Here is a 14,312-nt window from a genome sequence, read left to right on the forward strand (position 1 = left end):
ATGAGAGTTTTTGAGACAGAGGAGGGGTGGCCGGAGACAGCGAGCGCGCGCATTTCCTGCCATGCCACTCTACTCTCTGGTCAACTCCGCTCGTTGGGCGCCGCCCTTTTTCCACCAGCGGCTGCCAAGACTCTTCGCCCGTTCTCCTCCGGAGAGGTGGCCAAGATCGTTCGCGTGTCAGACGGCTATTTGCGGCAACTTTCCCTCGACGGCCTGGGACCTGCCCCCGCGATCGGTCATGGCGGGCGGCGGTCGTATACCTTAGCTCAAGTGAATGAGCTGCGGGCCTATCTGGCTGCAGCCCGCCCGCGGGAGGCAGTTGATTTTCTCCCACGGCGGCGCCCCGGCGAAAAGCTTCAAATCATCACGGTCGCTAATTTCAAGGGCGGCTCGGCCAAAACAACGACCGCCCTGTATCTGGCCCAATATCTCGCCCTTTCCGGCTTTCGAGTTCTGGCCATCGACCTCGATCCGCAAGCCTCTTTGTCGGCCATGTTCGGCTATCAGCCGGAATTCGACATTGGGCAAAGCGAAACCATTTACGGCGCCATCCGCTATGACGACCAGCGCCGCCCCATGCGTGAAGTTGTGCGGCCGACCTATTTCGAGGGTATAGGCCTAGTGCCTGGCAATCTCGAACTCATGGAGTTTGAGCATCACACGCCGCGCGCCATGGTCGAGCGCCGCGAACGTGGACATGATCTTTTTTTTCGCCGCCTAGCGAGCGCAATCGATCAGGTAAGCGACGACTATGATGTCGTGGTGATCGACTGCCCACCTCAGCTCGGCTACCTGACGATGGGCGCTTTGAATGCGGCGACGGCGATGCTGGTGACAATCCACCCGCAGATGGTCGATGTCGCATCGATGAGCCAATTCCTTCTGATGACGTCGGATTTGATGTCCGTCATCGAGGAGGCGGGCGGCCGCCTCGATCACGATTTCATCCGCTATGTGATCACGCGCCATGATCCGAATGACGTGCCTGAGGCTCAGATCGTTGCGCTGCTGCGCAATCTGTTCCGCGAAAACGTGCTGCAAGCGACAGCCTGGAAATCCACTGCGATCTCCAATGCTGGCCTGACAAAACAATCGCTCTATGAGCTTGACCGCGGATCCGTCGGACGCGGCGCCTATGACAGGGCGGTTGAATCTGTCGATGCTATCAATGCGGAGATCGTGCAGCTGCTGAAGAAGGTGTGGGGACGATGAGCAAGCGCACGGATGCTATCAGGGGGCTTTTTACTGCCGCACCTCAGACGAGTCCGTTGTCAGCTGACAACACAGCACCAGCGCCGCTGGCGCGGGTGTCGTCAGGTGCTGTGCGCTCGCTGAAGGAATCTTTCTCAGAAGTTGAGAAGGAGAATCAGGAGCTTCGGGACAAGCTCACATCTGGCGCGACGATCGTAGAGATCGATCCCGGTCTGATAGATCCCTCGCCCGTGTCTGATCGTTTTCGCGACGACGACACGGCTTCTTACGAACTTCTCAAGCAATCGATTTCGCAGATCGGCCAGGAGGTTCCTGTCCTCGTCCGCAAGCATCCGACAATGCCGGGACGATATCAGAGCGCTTATGGTCATCGCCGGGTGCGTGCCGCGCGCGAGCTGGGTATTGCCGTCAAAGCGATCCTAAAACCGCTCTCCGACGAAGCCCTCGTCGTGGCACAAGGCCTTGAGAACGCGCCGCGGGAGGATTTGAGCTTCATCGAGCGCGCGATGTTCGCAATGCGCATCGAAGATGCCGGGCACAAGCGCGCAGTCGTTCAAGACGCGCTCGCAGTCGATAGGGCCGAAGCGTCAAAACTGATTGCGGTTGCGAGATCCATTCCGCCCGACATTATCGATGCTATTGGCAAGGCCCCAAAGGTTGGCCGCGGGCGATGGCAGAGCTTTGCTGATCTCTTGGCGGATGCGTCGGTGATCGACCGCGTAAGGGCGGCGATCGGGGACGACAAGTTCGCCGGCCGTGAGTCAGACGACAGATTTCTGACGGTGTTCTCGGCCGCGAATAAACCTGCTGCAACTCGCCAATTCGCGCGATCGTCTGCTGTGCTCGCCTCAGATGGACAGCGCATCGCTCAGGTCCGTCAGGGCGATCGAGAACTCAAGTTGACCATCGACAAGAAGGTCCCGGCGTTGTTCGCGGACTTTCTTATCACCCAGCTTCCGAACCTGTTCGAGACGTTTTGCAAATCGGACAGATCCGAGGAGACCACCGGGGCTTAGCCGCCTCATGAACAACCGCGAACCAGGAGCAGCACGGCAAAAGAAAAAAGGCCCCCGCAACGTCACCGTCCCGGAAGCCTCTCTTCGTAGTTTGGCGACTAAAGAGAATCACTTCCGCGCACCATAGTCAAGAGTCTTGTGAGAGACGGCGCCGTTTCGGCGAGCAGATTTTCTTTGCCCGCATAAGGCAAAGACATGCAATCACGTGCCCCAACGACGCCCTTTGGGCGGCGCTCGTTGAAGCTTGCCCATGTGGCAACACAAGTCGCAGTATCGACCAGGCCATCGGAAAAGATCGTCCATAAATGGAAGATCTTTCAGGCCATCTGCATCGCAAGGCCGCGCCTCGGTATCTCTGAGCGTGCGCTGACGGTGCTGGATGCTCTGCTCAGCTTTCATCCCGAGACTACGCTCACGGGTGAGGGTGACCTCATCGTGTTTCCGTCAAACAATCAGCTGACGCTGCGAGCTCACGGCATGCCGGTGTCCACGTTGCGGCGTCATCTCGCTGTGCTTGTCGACGCCGGGCTCATCGTTCGCAGGGATAGTCCGAACGGCAAGCGCTACGCTCGCAAAGGCAGCGGCGGTGACATCGAGCGCGCCTTTGGCTTTGACTTGTCGCCACTCGTCGTTCGCGCCGAAGAGTTCGAGAGGCTGGCTGAGGAAATCAAAGCGGAGGCTCGTGCTATCAAACATGCGCGCGAGCGCATCACACTCTGCCGTCGTGACATCGCCAAGATGATTGCAACGGGCATCGAGGAAAACGTGCCGACCCACAGGGAATGGAAGGGGCCGGCTGATTGGGACGAGGTGCATCGGGCATTCCGTTCGATCGTCGAGACGATTCCACGCCGGGCGACCTGCCAAGAACTTGAGGCGATCGCCGACGAACTATCGCAGCTTGCCGACGACGTCCTCAATCTGCTGGAAACTCACGTCCAAGCAGCAAATATGAGCGCCAATGAGTCCCATACTGAGCGTCACTTACAGAATTCAAACCCAAACACTCTTACTGAACTTGAACCTAGCCTCCAAGAAGGCAGGGCGGCGAGTACCGAGCCGCAACCACAACCGGCGCGATTTGCGGAAGGCTCCTATCCTTTGGGTATGGTCTTGAGCGCATGTCCAGACATCGTCGACTACGCCAAGGGAGGGATTTCAAACTGGCGCGATTTCATTGCGACTGCGGCGGTCGTTCGATCCATGCTTGGCATCAGTCCCAGCGCGTGGGAGGAGGCGCAGAGCGTCATGGGGGAGACTCAGGCTGCAATTGTGGTCGGCTGCATCCTGCAGCGAGGGGAGGTCATCCGTTCAGCCGGCGGATATCTGCGGGGGCTGACGCGAAAAGCCGAGGCCGGCGAATTCTCGCTCGGGCCAATCCTAATGGCGCAGATCAACTCACGACTGCACGAAAAACGAAGGGCCTAACGGCTAGTCTAGGTAAGTGTCTCTTGGGCCCAGCGGCTCGGGCCGTCGCAGGTTTGATGTTGAGGTTCAATTTGAAGAGGTCTTGGCTAACGGACTGGGCGCGAAGGCGACAGCACCTCAAGAAACGTCAGGCCAACATTGCGTACGGGCTAATGAGCGGTGACACCCACAGATTAGATCGTATGCGCCGTCGTTTTGCAACGACCTCAAGGCGCCTGATTCGTTCGCCGCAGCGCAGCAATTATCCGCCGCCAATTAAGCCCTTCGAATCTGTCTTGGCCTTGCATCGCTGTCTTTACGTCATGGCGCGCAGCCACGGCTGGCGCCATGGCGTCGACCACCGCCGGTACGAACTGCGGAACGTCCGCTTTTGTTGCCGGCGCCAGGTAAACACCTGTTGCGGTATCAGCCCGTGTCGTCGGGCATCTCGTCGCCGCCAGCGCCCACGAGTTTTGGCCGAGTGATATGCCTCGATAATGCTGCGCCGCGCTCGAGCATAGCTCTATAAGCCGCGCGACCATGCGTCCGCGAGTCTAAACGAAATGCTCAGGTCCGAGAATTATAAGGCTAACGTTTCTCATCTGCGACCTGCCGTGTGGGTAAACAAAAACCTGATCTGACGATCAGCCAAGGCACGAAGGCAATGCGCAACGGAACCAATCGTGCCGGCCGTTTAGACGGTCCACGCCTAAAAAAGGGTAACCCCGGCATTGCTGCCAGGGTTTGTGCTGTTGGATTTTGCTCAGCGAGATCCCGGATCGGCGGTACACCGCTTGCGCGCTGCACCGCGTCCGGGACGACTCGTCGTTAGAAGTCCATGCCGCCCATGCCGCCGGCGGGGGGCATCGCGGGGCCGGCAGCGGCCTTCTTCGGCAGCTCGGCGACCATGGCTTCGGTGGTGATCAGGAGCGCTGCAACGGAGGCTGCGTTCTGGATCGCGGTGCGGACCACCTTGGTCGGGTCGATGATGCCTTTGGAGACCAGGTTGCCGTATTCGCCGGTCTGGCTGTCGAAGCCGTAGGCGTACTGGTCCTTCTCCAGGATCTTGCCGATGATCACCGAGCCGTCTTCACCGGCGTTGATCGCGATCTGGCGAGCGGGAGCCGACAGCGCCTTGCGCACGATCTCGACGCCGGTCTTCTGGTCGTCGTTCTTGGTGCGCAGGCCCTTGAGCTGCTCGGAGGCACGGAGCAGGGCGACGCCGCCGCCCGGGACGATGCCTTCCTCGACAGCCGCGCGGGTCGCATGCATCGCGTCATCAACGCGATCCTTGCGCTCCTTCACCTCGACCTCGGTCGCGCCGCCGACGCGGATCACCGCGACGCCGCCTGCGAGCTTGGCAAGACGCTCCTGGAGCTTCTCACGGTCGTAGTCCGAGGTGGTCTCCTCGATCTGCGCCTTGATCTGGGCCACGCGCGCCTCGATGTCGGCCTTCTTGCCGGCGCCATTGACGATCGTGGTGTTCTCCTTGTCGATCATCACCTTCTTGGCGCGACCGAGCATGTTGAGCGTGACGTTCTCGAGCTTGATGCCGAGATCTTCCGAGATCGCCTGGCCGCCGATCAGGATCGCGATGTCCTGCAGCATGGCCTTGCGGCGATCGCCGAAGCCCGGAGCCTTGACGGCCGCGACCTTCAGGCCGCCGCGCAGACGGTTCACAACAAGCGTGGCCAAGGCCTCGCCTTCGACGTCCTCGGCGACGATGACCAGCGGCTTGCCGGTCTGCACCACGGCCTCGAGCAGCGGCAGCAGCTCGTTCAGCGAGGAGAGCTTCTTCTCGTTGATGAGGATGTAGGCGTCGTCCATCTCAACGCGCATCTTGTCGGCGTTGGTGACGAAGTAGGGCGAGATGTAGCCGCGGTCGAACTGCATGCCCTCGACGACGTCGAGCTCGGTCTCGAGCGACTTGGCTTCCTCGACGGTGATGACACCCTCGTTGCCGACCTTCTTCATGGCGTCGGAGAGGAACTTGCCGATCTCCTGGTCGCCGTTGGCCGAGATGGTGCCGACCTGGGCGATCTCGTCGTTCGAGGTGACCTTCTTGGAGTTCTTCTGGAGGTCTGCAACCACAGCCTCGACCGCGAGGTCGATACCGCGCTTGAGGTCCATCGGGTTCATGCCGGCGGCGACCGACTTGGCGCCTTCCTTCACGATCGCCTGGGCCAGCACGGTGGCGGTGGTGGTGCCGTCGCCGGCCGCGTCAGCGGACTTCGAGGCGACTTCGCGCACCATCTGGGCGCCCATGTTCTCGAACTTGTCGTCGAGCTCGATCTCCTTGGCGACGGTGACGCCGTCCTTGGTGATGCGGGGAGCGCCGAACGACTTGTCGAGCACGACGTTGCGGCCCTTCGGACCGAGCGTGACCTTCACCGCGTTGGCGAGGACGTCGACGCCGCGCAGCATCTTGTCGCGCGCTTCAACCGAGAATTTGACTTCTTTGGCTGCCATCTGGAATTTTCCTTAAGGTGTTTGACTGGAGGGAGGAGGGAGGCTCTTAAGCCGCCTTCTTCTTGGACTCGGCGACCTCGAGAACGCCCATCACGTCGCTCTCCTTCATGATCAGCAGGTCCTGGCCGTCGATCTTGACCTCGGTGCCGGACCACTTGCCGAACAGCACGCGGTCGCCGACCTTCAGGTCGATCGGGATCAGCTTGCCAGCTTCGTCGCGGCCACCGGGGCCGACGGCGACGACTTCGCCCTGGGAGGGCTTTTCCTTGGCAGTGTCGGGAATGATGATGCCGCCAGCGGTCTTCTCTTCTGCGTCGATGCGCTTGACCACGACGCGGTCGTGAAGCGGACGGAATTTCATGCAGTCCTCCTAATATTTGCACGAGTTGAGACTTCAACCTTGTGAGCAATCGATGCCTACGAGTGCTAGCGCAGACGCAGCTGAAATAGGACGGGGCTTCTACAGGAGCAAGAGCTTCCAGCAAAAAATCACACTCAGAAGTCGTCTCTGCCAGAATCATTTATCGTAGCTAACTGGCCCGGCCGCTATTAGCGCAGTGTGAGGTTGCCCTGCTCGGCCGAGGTCTGCACGATTTCGCGGCGGATGCTCTTGGCCTGGAAGAACGCTCAGACATTGGTGCGCTCGAGAGTCTTAGTAGTTGCTAAAGCCATTCTTGGTCTCATTGACTGCTCGGATACGGCTCCGGCCGAAACGAACCCTAGCGCTGATGAACGCGCGACGTAACAGGAGTTCGCCGGGCTTGCTTCAGTGGACGGAATTCTCATCGAGTTAGCCGCGACATCCGCAACAGCCAAGGAGTGTGAACAGGTTCGGGATGCCGTCTCGTTCTAGGCAAGCCGATCTTGAAAAATAGCGCCTTTTTTCATCTCGCTCCATCGCTAACCTTGGCAGTTGACCGGAGCTGGATGAAAGCGGCCAGGGGCCGGCGGCGACCTCTTCAAGGAGCTGAACGAAACGCCCGCGCGGGAGAACTGAATCAAGACGAGATCAGCGCTCACGCAAAGTTCAATCGCGCTTCGTCCGCCCTTCTTCCGCGGTGATGCTGATGATCGTATACGCATGCTTCTCGCGTCTTATATTGCGACGAGATGGGCTTCCGGGGAGGCAACGAGATGCAACGCCCCCGGTTTCACCGCATCTTCTTCAGACCGCTCGCGAAGAGTGGGGGCGGCACACGACTGGATCGGGGGATACGCCGAGTCCGCCCCCGCATCACCTTGAGAGGATTGGTGACGCGAGTTTGAAGGTAGCAAACAAGGCGATAGCGTAGCTACTGCAACTATCTCACACCAGGATGGCTCGCATGAGGGTTGAATCGGCCGTGGCGATAGGTTGTATGCTGTTGGGTCCTCGGGTGTCCCGGCTGTGCGGAGAGAAGAAATGCCGATTGTCACGACAGCGAGCGCAAGTGACGGACAAAGAACATTGCAGACAAGACGAAAGATGTGGTTCGGAGCCTAACATCCATCAGCAACAATGCTTCGATTTTCGCCGTTAGTCGCCCCGCTCAACGCGGTCTTCAATCTCGATAGTGCGTCAGACTGACCTCTTTTTGCGCTCTGATCTTCCCCCGAGAAAGCGGACGGGTTTAAGCGGCTTTTAGCTCCATCTCGATCGGAGGGATATATCCGATGGCGGAATAGAGCCTGGTTCGATTGGAGAAGCCCGCGATGAAGGCGAAGATGTCGCGCCGGGCTTCGGCACGGGTCTGGTACTGACGATGATGAACGAGCTCGGTCTTGAGGGTGTGGAAGAACCTCTCCATCGGGGCATTGTCGTAGCAGTCGATGCGTCAGGCCCGCGGCGGTAAGGGCCGCGCGATACTCGTGTGAAGCGTACTGCACTCCGCGATCGGAATGATGGACCAATCCGGCGTCCGGCCGCTGCTGGCGAAGCGCCATCGTCAGTGCGGAGGAGACGAGTTCGACCCGCATGTGATCCGGCATCGCCCAACGTACGCATACGACGAGGACCGCCTGATTGACGCATGCGCGCGGGCACAATGAGTTCTATGATCGGTCGGGTGAAGGTCAGGCAGCCTGCTGACCGGCGGGCTTATCGGCTTGGCGCAGGAGCTTCCATTCCCAGGGCAGCAGTTCGTGCAGCCGTGACGTGGGAAGGTCGGCGATCCGGGCGAGGACGTCGGCGAGCCAGGCCTTGGGATCGACGTTGTTGAGGCGGCAGGTCGTGATCATCGTCAGCATGATGGCGGCGCGGTCGGCGCCACGCTGGCTGCCGGCGAAGGTCCAGTTCCGTCGCCCCAAGGCAATGCCTCTCAATGCGCGCTCGGCACAATTGTTGGTCAAGCAGATCCTGCCATCGTCGAGGAAGCGGGCGAAGTCGTCCCAGCGCCTGAGCATGTAGTTCATGGGCTTCAGGACCTCGGAGGAGCGCGACAGGGTTTCCCGCTCGCGGAGCAGCCAGACGTGCATGCCGTCGAGAAGCGGCTTGCTCCGCTCCTGGCGTACGGCACGCCGCTCGTCGGCACTACGGCCGTTGATGGCGCGGTCGATCTCGAACAACGCATCCAGACGCCTGACCGCCTCCAGCGCGATCGGGGAGACCGGTTTGCCCTTGAGGCCTTCCCGTGCGGTTTTCTCGATATCGGCCAGCTCGAAGAAGCCTCGCCGCGCATGGGCCAGGCAAAATGCCGGCGTGATCGGCATTGCTTTCCTTTTTGGGTCGAACAACGGCTCGAAGCCGCCATAGCAATCCGCCTGCAGGATGCCGGCGAAGGCGGCCAAATGCTTCTGGGGATGTTCGCCCCGTCGGTCGCTCGAGGCGTAATAGACTGCCGCCGGCGGCGCCGGCCCGGCGAACGGCCGGTCATCCCGCACATACGTCCAGATCCGGCCAGTCGTGCACTTGCCCTTCGCGAGGATGCGGATGGTGGTGTCGTCGCCGTGAAGACGCTCGGCCGCGAGCACATGACGCTCGATCAGCTGGAACAGCGGCATGACGGCGAAGGTTCCGTGGCCGACCTGGTCGGCCAGCGTCGACAGCGGCAGGTCGATCCGCTCGGCCTTGAAGCGCACGCTTTGGCGATTGAGCGGGATATGCATGCCGAACTTGTCGAACAGGATGGTTGCCAACAGTTGCGGACCGATGAAGCCGCGAGGCGTGGCATGGAACGGTGCCGGCGGCTGGCTAATCTTCTCGCAATCGCGGCAGGTGAACTTCTCGCGTACCGTCTCGATCACCTTGAAGCGACGCGGGATCTCCTCCAGCGTCTTGGTCACATCCTCGCCGACTTTCGCCAGCCGCGATCCGCCGCAACAGGCGCAATTCGTCGGAGGGTCAATAACGACGCGCTCGTGTTCGATGTCGTCCGGCCATGGCTGGCGAACCGGCCGCTTGCGCATGAAGGGGCGGACGTGCTGCGTCTTCGCCGCTGCGACCTGCGCGCCAAGCTCATCCTCGCTCGCAGTGGTTACGAGTTCCTCGAGCTCCAATTCCAGCTGTTCGATCAGCCGCGCCGTGCGCTCGGATCGCTGCCCGTGCAGTTCACGTTTGAGCTTCTCAATCCGCAGCTCAAGATGCGCGATCATCACCTCGCTGTCCGACAGCTCCGCCCGCGCGTTGGCGGCATCCGCGACTGCCACATCGCGTTCAGCCTGCAACGCCTCGCGCTCGGCCAGCAGCGCAAGGTAGGCGCTCGCGAGATCCGACGGAAGATCGTCCGGCTTCGATGTCATGAAGCCATTGAATCAGATCGAGCAGCAGATTCAAACCCAAAACGGTTATCCGACCCGCGTGGGACGCTGGGTTTCTTGCGGATTGCGCCAATCGATTCCGGACAACAGATAGCTCAACTGCGCCGGCGAGATCGTTACCGATTCACCGGCAACCGATGGCCAGATGAACTTTCCTCTCTCGAGTTTTTTTGTGAACAAGCAGGCTCCCTGGCCATCGTGCCAGATCGCCTTCACGAGATCGCTGCGGCGACCGCGGAAGACGAACAGATGACCGCTGAGCGGGTCTTTGTGTAGCACCTCCTGCACTTGGAGAGCCAGCGACGGAAAGCCTCTGCGCATATCCGTGTAGCCTGTCGCGAGCCATACTCGCACATTCCCCGGTACAGCAATCATCGGCGTCCAAGCACATCAAGGACCCGCGCCAGCGCCTCCGGATCAACGTGCGCGTCCACCCGGATGCACCGTCGGTTGCCGAGATCGATCTCTATCAATCCAGTACGCGCGGCTGCCACCGAGCGAACTCGGCCATCAACAGTAGGCAAAAGCTTCGGAGTTTCCTCGGCCGAGGCCGCTACGGCGGCGATCTGCACCGGCGTAAAAGATGGTATAACTTCTTGTTCCGATGTCCGTGCTTGTCGACGCCAGGTAAACACCAGGCTGGCCGCTACTCCGTTGCGACGCGCAACCTCAGTTACCTTCGCGCCCGGTGCCAGCGTCTCCTCGACAATCCGTGCCTTGTCGTCCTGCGACCAACGCCGCCGCCGCTCCAGCCCGCCCAAAACCTCGACCCGCATCGCCCGATGACCTTAATGCTAGACTTAAGGTCACACGCTTCGCGAATTACCATCCGTCACGCAAGACGGCCCTCGTCGGAGGCGTACCGCCCAACCGACGATCTTGCGGCTGAAGAGGTCCATGACGGCTGCCAGGTACAGCCAGTCCTCCGCCGTGGGACGTAGGTGATATCGGCCAGCCAGACCCGGTTTGGGGCCGCGGCGGTGAAGTCGCGCGCGATCAGGTTTGGTGCGATCGGCAGATTGTGGCGACTGTCGGTGGTGCGGACGCGACATGGCGGCGCCATGATCGCCCGAATGCCATGCCGTCGCATCAGCCGTTCGATCCGGCCACGGCTGGCCCACGTCCCCGCGTCCGCAGGGCGGCGTGGACTCGAGAACTGCCGCTGGCTGCTCTCGCGATGGACCTGCCGGATCTCGGCATCGGCGTCGCCTGCGTGGTGGGCCGCCACGCCGCCGATGCCGGCTCCTGCCGGAATTTGTCTATCCAGCGGCGCAGCACCGCGCAGACCGAGCTCCTTGGCGACCGATCCGATCGATCGACCACTCGATACCGCCAGTTCAACGGCCTAGCGTTTGTAGTCCTCTGTGAACCATCGAAGTTGACGTTCTGGCATTCGATACCTCCGGGCTCTCTGAGCTACTACAGGTGTCCACTTATTCGGAGGAGGTGCAGAAGTCCTATCTCACGAGCGTCAGAAAGGCGCCGATGCATCAGCCGCTCAGAGCAGCCGTCATGGATTTTGAGGTGGTGCATGATCGCGTGCTGCGCGATCACATTGGCGTTCGAGGTCATATGTCCCTGCAACTTCCTGGCCGCAGAAACGATCTCCGGGGGGCTGCTAAATAGCCCAGTCGCCAGCGAGTGATCGCCAGTTCCTTGGAGAAAGCGTTGACCAGGATCGTCCGTGAACGTACGCCGGGCTGCGCCATGACAATCGATTCATGGCGCTCACGAGTGAATACGAAGCTGGAATAGCATTCGTCGGAAAAGATCCATAACTGGTAGTTGATGCGAGGCCTCCGATAGCTCGAAGGGTACTTCGATCATAGACTGCACCAGTAGGATTGTTGGGCGAGTTGACGATAATGGATTTCGTGCGCGGTGTACCAGCGGCGCGGATTGCGTCAATATCGGAATTATATCGGGGCGGGCGGGCATCAACGAACACGGGTTTTGCGCCAGCGAGAAGAACCTGGGACGGGAATGTCGGCCGGCAGGGACGAATGGCGATGGCCTCGTCACCCGGATCCAGCAGAGCCAACGCAACATTGAGCAGCCCTTGTTTTGCATCCGCTTCGAGACTCTAACTGCCGCTGGATGAACATTCAGTGGCAGGTCAGCAGTTATAACGATATCGTTCAAATGCCAGCCGATGCCGGTTTCCGATGACAGCTTTTCGGCAACGGCGCTGCGAAGCGGCGTCAGGCCGATGGCATCCGTATAGCGGTTTATCTTGGCCTTGATGGCGGCAATTGCCCCCTCGCGGGCCGATGATGGTGGATCGATGATCACTTCACCCGCCGCCAGATCGATGATCGGACGGCGCCATCGGCAGCTAACTTAGCTGCGTCACGAGCGGCGGCAGTGCCCGAACCTAAAAGCAAAGACAGTGGTTGCGCCAGCAGGCGCTCCTCCTGAGCTGATTGTGGTCTTTCACGATCGAACCACTCGGCCGCATTTCGCGATCTGCTCAGTCATAGGTCGCGCTTCGATTACGGCGAACTCCGCAGCAGATGAAGCCTCATAGCCACTCGAGATAGGCGCTCCCTCCTCAATCCAGGCAATGCGTCCTTTCGATTGAAAAGGGCAGCAGAACGTCCTCCCGCCGGAGTATCGGAAACCGCAACGCCAAACCAATGTGCTCGAAACCGCTACTGAGGCGGTGTTCACCAACAGCGCGCGAGCGACTCCGTCGTGGCCAATCGGCGTGGCACATCGGTGGAATGTGGAACCTGCGCGCCGGATGATCGTGTCAGCGAGCCGATCACGCCCTTCCACGCTAAAGGAGAGGACGCACTGACCGTGCTGCATTTCTGCGGTCGATTGTACAGCGCATTGATCACGTGCATTGGCAAGAACAGACTGTGATTCGGGTCGCATGCGGAATTCCTTGCAAGTGACGTGTGAGCAGTCGGGCGCACGTCGGTCAAATATTTGATGCACCGACGCCACCATATCAATTGATAAGTGTGGTAGTTGATCGCACAACCTGTAAGGCATTGGCTTCAGTGGAATGCGCTCTGCAATTCAAAGATCTTCGGTGCTGTCGATGGCGTAACGCCTGAGATCGTCGCATGCATGGCTGCGAGCTGCAACTTTCGAACAGACAAGCAAGAAGCTTTTCTGTGCGGGCCTTGTAGCTCCGGACTCGATGATATCGTGCAGGGCCGCAACGATTGTCGACCTCGGGGTAGCGCCCAGAATTGCACCTGGTTCATCGTCTTAAATGGTCGTGGTCTATTGGCGAGAGGGTTGCCGCGGTTTGTTTCGTGCGGAAACCCGGAAATCGAGCCACGATCCGACAGGAGAAACGATCGACCCTTTCATTAACGGAGCTGCTGCGGCGACATCCGTTGCCTGGCCGATCATCAGATACTTTAAGCGGGACTATCGACAAGGGCGATTGAACCGCAACAATCGATCGAGAACGAGATATCGGGTGGATGAAGACCTATCCTGGGTCAAGATATCGCTCTTCCGCGCGAGCGAGTTCGTCGTACCTTAATAACTCGAAGATCTCTTCAAGGGTCGCGATAGCTGGCTCAATGCTGGCAACGCCTTCCTCAGCGATAATGCGGCCGCAGACGTGCCGCATTGCCGCAGTCGCAGCTCGCATGGAGTGATTGGCCCAGATCACGGTAGAGATGCCGGCATCACGGTATGACGAGACCGGCGTTCGATAGTATTTTGTTGGAACGATTACGACAGGTCGGTGGTTCTGCCAGGAACTCGCGAACGAGAGTATCTCGTCCGCCGTGCTCTTACGCGAGTGAATGAGGATCGCGTCGGCTCCCGCAGCGGCGTAAGCACTAGCGCGTACCAGTGCTTCGTCCATTCCATGGCCGGCGATCAGGGCTTCGATCCGAGCCACGAGGACCAAGTCTTCCGCCACTGTATCCTTCACTGCCCGCAGACGGCCGGAGAATTCATCGATATCTGCGAGCGGATGCCGATCGCCAATGAACGAGTTCATTTTCGGAAAGCAGCTGTCCTCAAGCGCGACGCCGGCAGCGCCGCGCTGACGGAGTTTCCGTGCCAGCAGGCGTGCATTGTTGAAGTTCCCGAAGCCGCCATCACCGTCAACGAGCACAGGCAGTTCGGTCGAGTCGACGATCCGCTCGACCACGTCGACGAGTTGGCTCCATGATGCTTCGTTGGCATCTCGGTAGCCAAGAGAGGAGGCGATTGCGAGGCCCGACGCCCACAGACCTTTGAATCCCGCGCGCTTGGCGATTGCGCCGGAGAGCGCATCGTGAGCTTCCATGAGGAAGGAGAGGTCGCGGTTGGAGCAGATCTGAGCGCGCAGCATTTCTGCAAGTGAGGCGCATGGTTTAGGGCGGTTGCCGAGAACTGACTGTGATTGCATCGCGACTCCTTTGTTGGGACATGTGACCGGCGGACATTCTCGGGATGTTCTGCCAGTTCTCGATCGAGGTAAGCCGATCGCGCTCGTGTGGCTCAAGCGATAGCTGA

At 60.1% G+C, this 14,312-nt stretch carries 11 protein-coding genes and 3 pseudogenes; 3 read left to right on the forward strand and 11 right to left on the reverse strand.

The genetic code is table 11. From position 1 onward, the window contains the following. The 3 genes from repA (at position 1) to repC (ending at position 3,656) form a co-directional block, all read left to right on the forward strand. Positions 1–1,212: a plasmid partitioning protein RepA gene (repA, locus tag ACWAT4_RS39305; RefSeq protein WP_128929794.1), complete on the forward strand. Its 1,212-nt coding sequence runs from the start codon at positions 1–3 to the stop codon at positions 1,210–1,212. Next, the gene (gene repB / locus ACWAT4_RS39310) at positions 1,209–2,228 is read left to right on the forward strand and encodes a plasmid partitioning protein RepB (RefSeq protein WP_128929793.1); all 1,020 of its coding nucleotides are present in this window, start codon (positions 1,209–1,211) and stop codon (positions 2,226–2,228) included. Before repA ends, repB begins: the two co-directional genes overlap by 4 nt. Before the next feature lie 195 nt (positions 2,229–2,423). Continuing rightward, the gene (repC, locus tag ACWAT4_RS39315; protein WP_128929792.1) at positions 2,424–3,656 is read left to right on the forward strand and encodes a plasmid replication protein RepC; all 1,233 of its coding nucleotides are present in this window, start codon (positions 2,424–2,426) and stop codon (positions 3,654–3,656) included. An 807-nt stretch (positions 3,657–4,463) separates the two neighbouring features. On the opposite strand, the gene groL is transcribed toward repC, so the two are convergent. The 11 genes and pseudogenes from groL to aepX form a co-directional block, all read right to left on the reverse strand. Next, positions 4,464–6,104, reverse strand: a complete 1,641-nt coding sequence (gene groL, locus ACWAT4_RS39320) for a chaperonin GroEL (protein WP_301269862.1) — start codon at positions 6,102–6,104, stop codon at positions 4,464–4,466. 46 nt (positions 6,105–6,150) lie between these two features. Then, positions 6,151–6,465, reverse strand: coding sequence for a co-chaperone GroES (locus ACWAT4_RS39325; RefSeq protein WP_128955103.1), 315 nt, complete (start codon positions 6,463–6,465; stop codon positions 6,151–6,153). Between the two features lie 1,249 nt (positions 6,466–7,714). After that, a complete protein-coding gene (locus ACWAT4_RS39330; protein ID WP_449731388.1) occupies positions 7,715–7,915 on the reverse strand; it encodes an IS3 family transposase in 201 nt (66 codons plus the stop codon). After that, positions 7,914–8,129: pseudogene (locus ACWAT4_RS39335) on the reverse strand (DDE-type integrase/transposase/recombinase); the annotation flags it as partial. The pseudogene ACWAT4_RS39335 and the gene ACWAT4_RS39330, both read right to left, overlap by 2 nt. A 27-nt stretch (positions 8,130–8,156) precedes the next feature. Further along, complete coding sequence (gene tnpC, locus ACWAT4_RS39340; RefSeq protein ID WP_449728857.1) at positions 8,157–9,821, reverse strand: IS66 family transposase; 1,665 nt, start codon at positions 9,819–9,821, stop codon at positions 8,157–8,159. Between the two features lie 45 nt (positions 9,822–9,866). Further along, positions 9,867–10,214: an IS66 family insertion sequence element accessory protein TnpB gene (tnpB, locus tag ACWAT4_RS39345; protein ID WP_212285651.1), complete on the reverse strand. Its 348-nt coding sequence runs from the start codon at positions 10,212–10,214 to the stop codon at positions 9,867–9,869. Beyond that, positions 10,211–10,615 (reverse strand): IS66-like element accessory protein TnpA, encoded by a 405-nt coding sequence (tnpA, locus tag ACWAT4_RS39350; protein ID WP_449728858.1) that lies wholly within the window; start codon positions 10,613–10,615, stop codon positions 10,211–10,213. The genes tnpB and tnpA overlap by 4 nt, the downstream gene beginning before the upstream one ends. Positions 10,616–10,696: 81 nt before the next feature. Continuing rightward, a pseudogene (locus ACWAT4_RS39355) lies at positions 10,697–11,000 on the reverse strand (DDE-type integrase/transposase/recombinase); the annotation flags it as partial. 407 nt (positions 11,001–11,407) lie between these two features. Continuing rightward, positions 11,408–11,629 (reverse strand): aminotransferase class I/II-fold pyridoxal phosphate-dependent enzyme, encoded by a 222-nt coding sequence (locus ACWAT4_RS39360; RefSeq protein ID WP_308421724.1) that lies wholly within the window; start codon positions 11,627–11,629, stop codon positions 11,408–11,410. 71 nt (positions 11,630–11,700) lie between these two features. Continuing rightward, positions 11,701–11,880, reverse strand: a pseudogene (locus ACWAT4_RS39365) (DegT/DnrJ/EryC1/StrS family aminotransferase); the annotation flags it as partial. 1,410 nt (positions 11,881–13,290) lie between these two features. After that, positions 13,291–14,148 carry a phosphoenolpyruvate mutase gene (gene aepX / locus ACWAT4_RS39370; RefSeq protein WP_128930179.1) on the reverse strand — a complete coding sequence of 286 codons (858 nt, stop codon included), beginning with the start codon at positions 14,146–14,148 and terminating at the stop codon, positions 13,291–13,293. Positions 14,149–14,312 lie beyond the last annotated feature (164 nt).

It is taken from the genome of Bradyrhizobium sp. T-1 (assembly GCF_053592855.1).

Bases quoted from the DNA above. Each gene is read 5' to 3' on its own strand.
- repA (WP_128929794.1), top strand. From the start codon at position 1: ATGAGAGTTTTTGAGACAGAGGAGGGGTGGCCGGAGACAGCGAGCGCG.
- repB (WP_128929793.1), top strand. From the start codon at position 1,209: ATGAGCAAGCGCACGGATGCTATCAGGGGGCTTTTTACTGCCGCACCT.
- repC (WP_128929792.1), top strand. From the start codon at position 2,424: ATGCAATCACGTGCCCCAACGACGCCCTTTGGGCGGCGCTCGTTGAAG.
- groL (WP_301269862.1), bottom strand. From the start codon at position 6,104: ATGGCAGCCAAAGAAGTCAAATTCTCGGTTGAAGCGCGCGACAAGATG.
- ACWAT4_RS39325 (WP_128955103.1), bottom strand. From the start codon at position 6,465: ATGAAATTCCGTCCGCTTCACGACCGCGTCGTGGTCAAGCGCATCGAC.
- tnpC (WP_449728857.1), bottom strand. From the start codon at position 9,821: ATGACATCGAAGCCGGACGATCTTCCGTCGGATCTCGCGAGCGCCTAC.
- tnpB (WP_212285651.1), bottom strand. From the start codon at position 10,214: ATGATTGCTGTACCGGGGAATGTGCGAGTATGGCTCGCGACAGGCTAC.
- tnpA (WP_449728858.1), bottom strand. From the start codon at position 10,615: ATGCGGGTCGAGGTTTTGGGCGGGCTGGAGCGGCGGCGGCGTTGGTCG.
- aepX (WP_128930179.1), bottom strand. From the start codon at position 14,148: ATGCTGCGCGCTCAGATCTGCTCCAACCGCGACCTCTCCTTCCTCATG.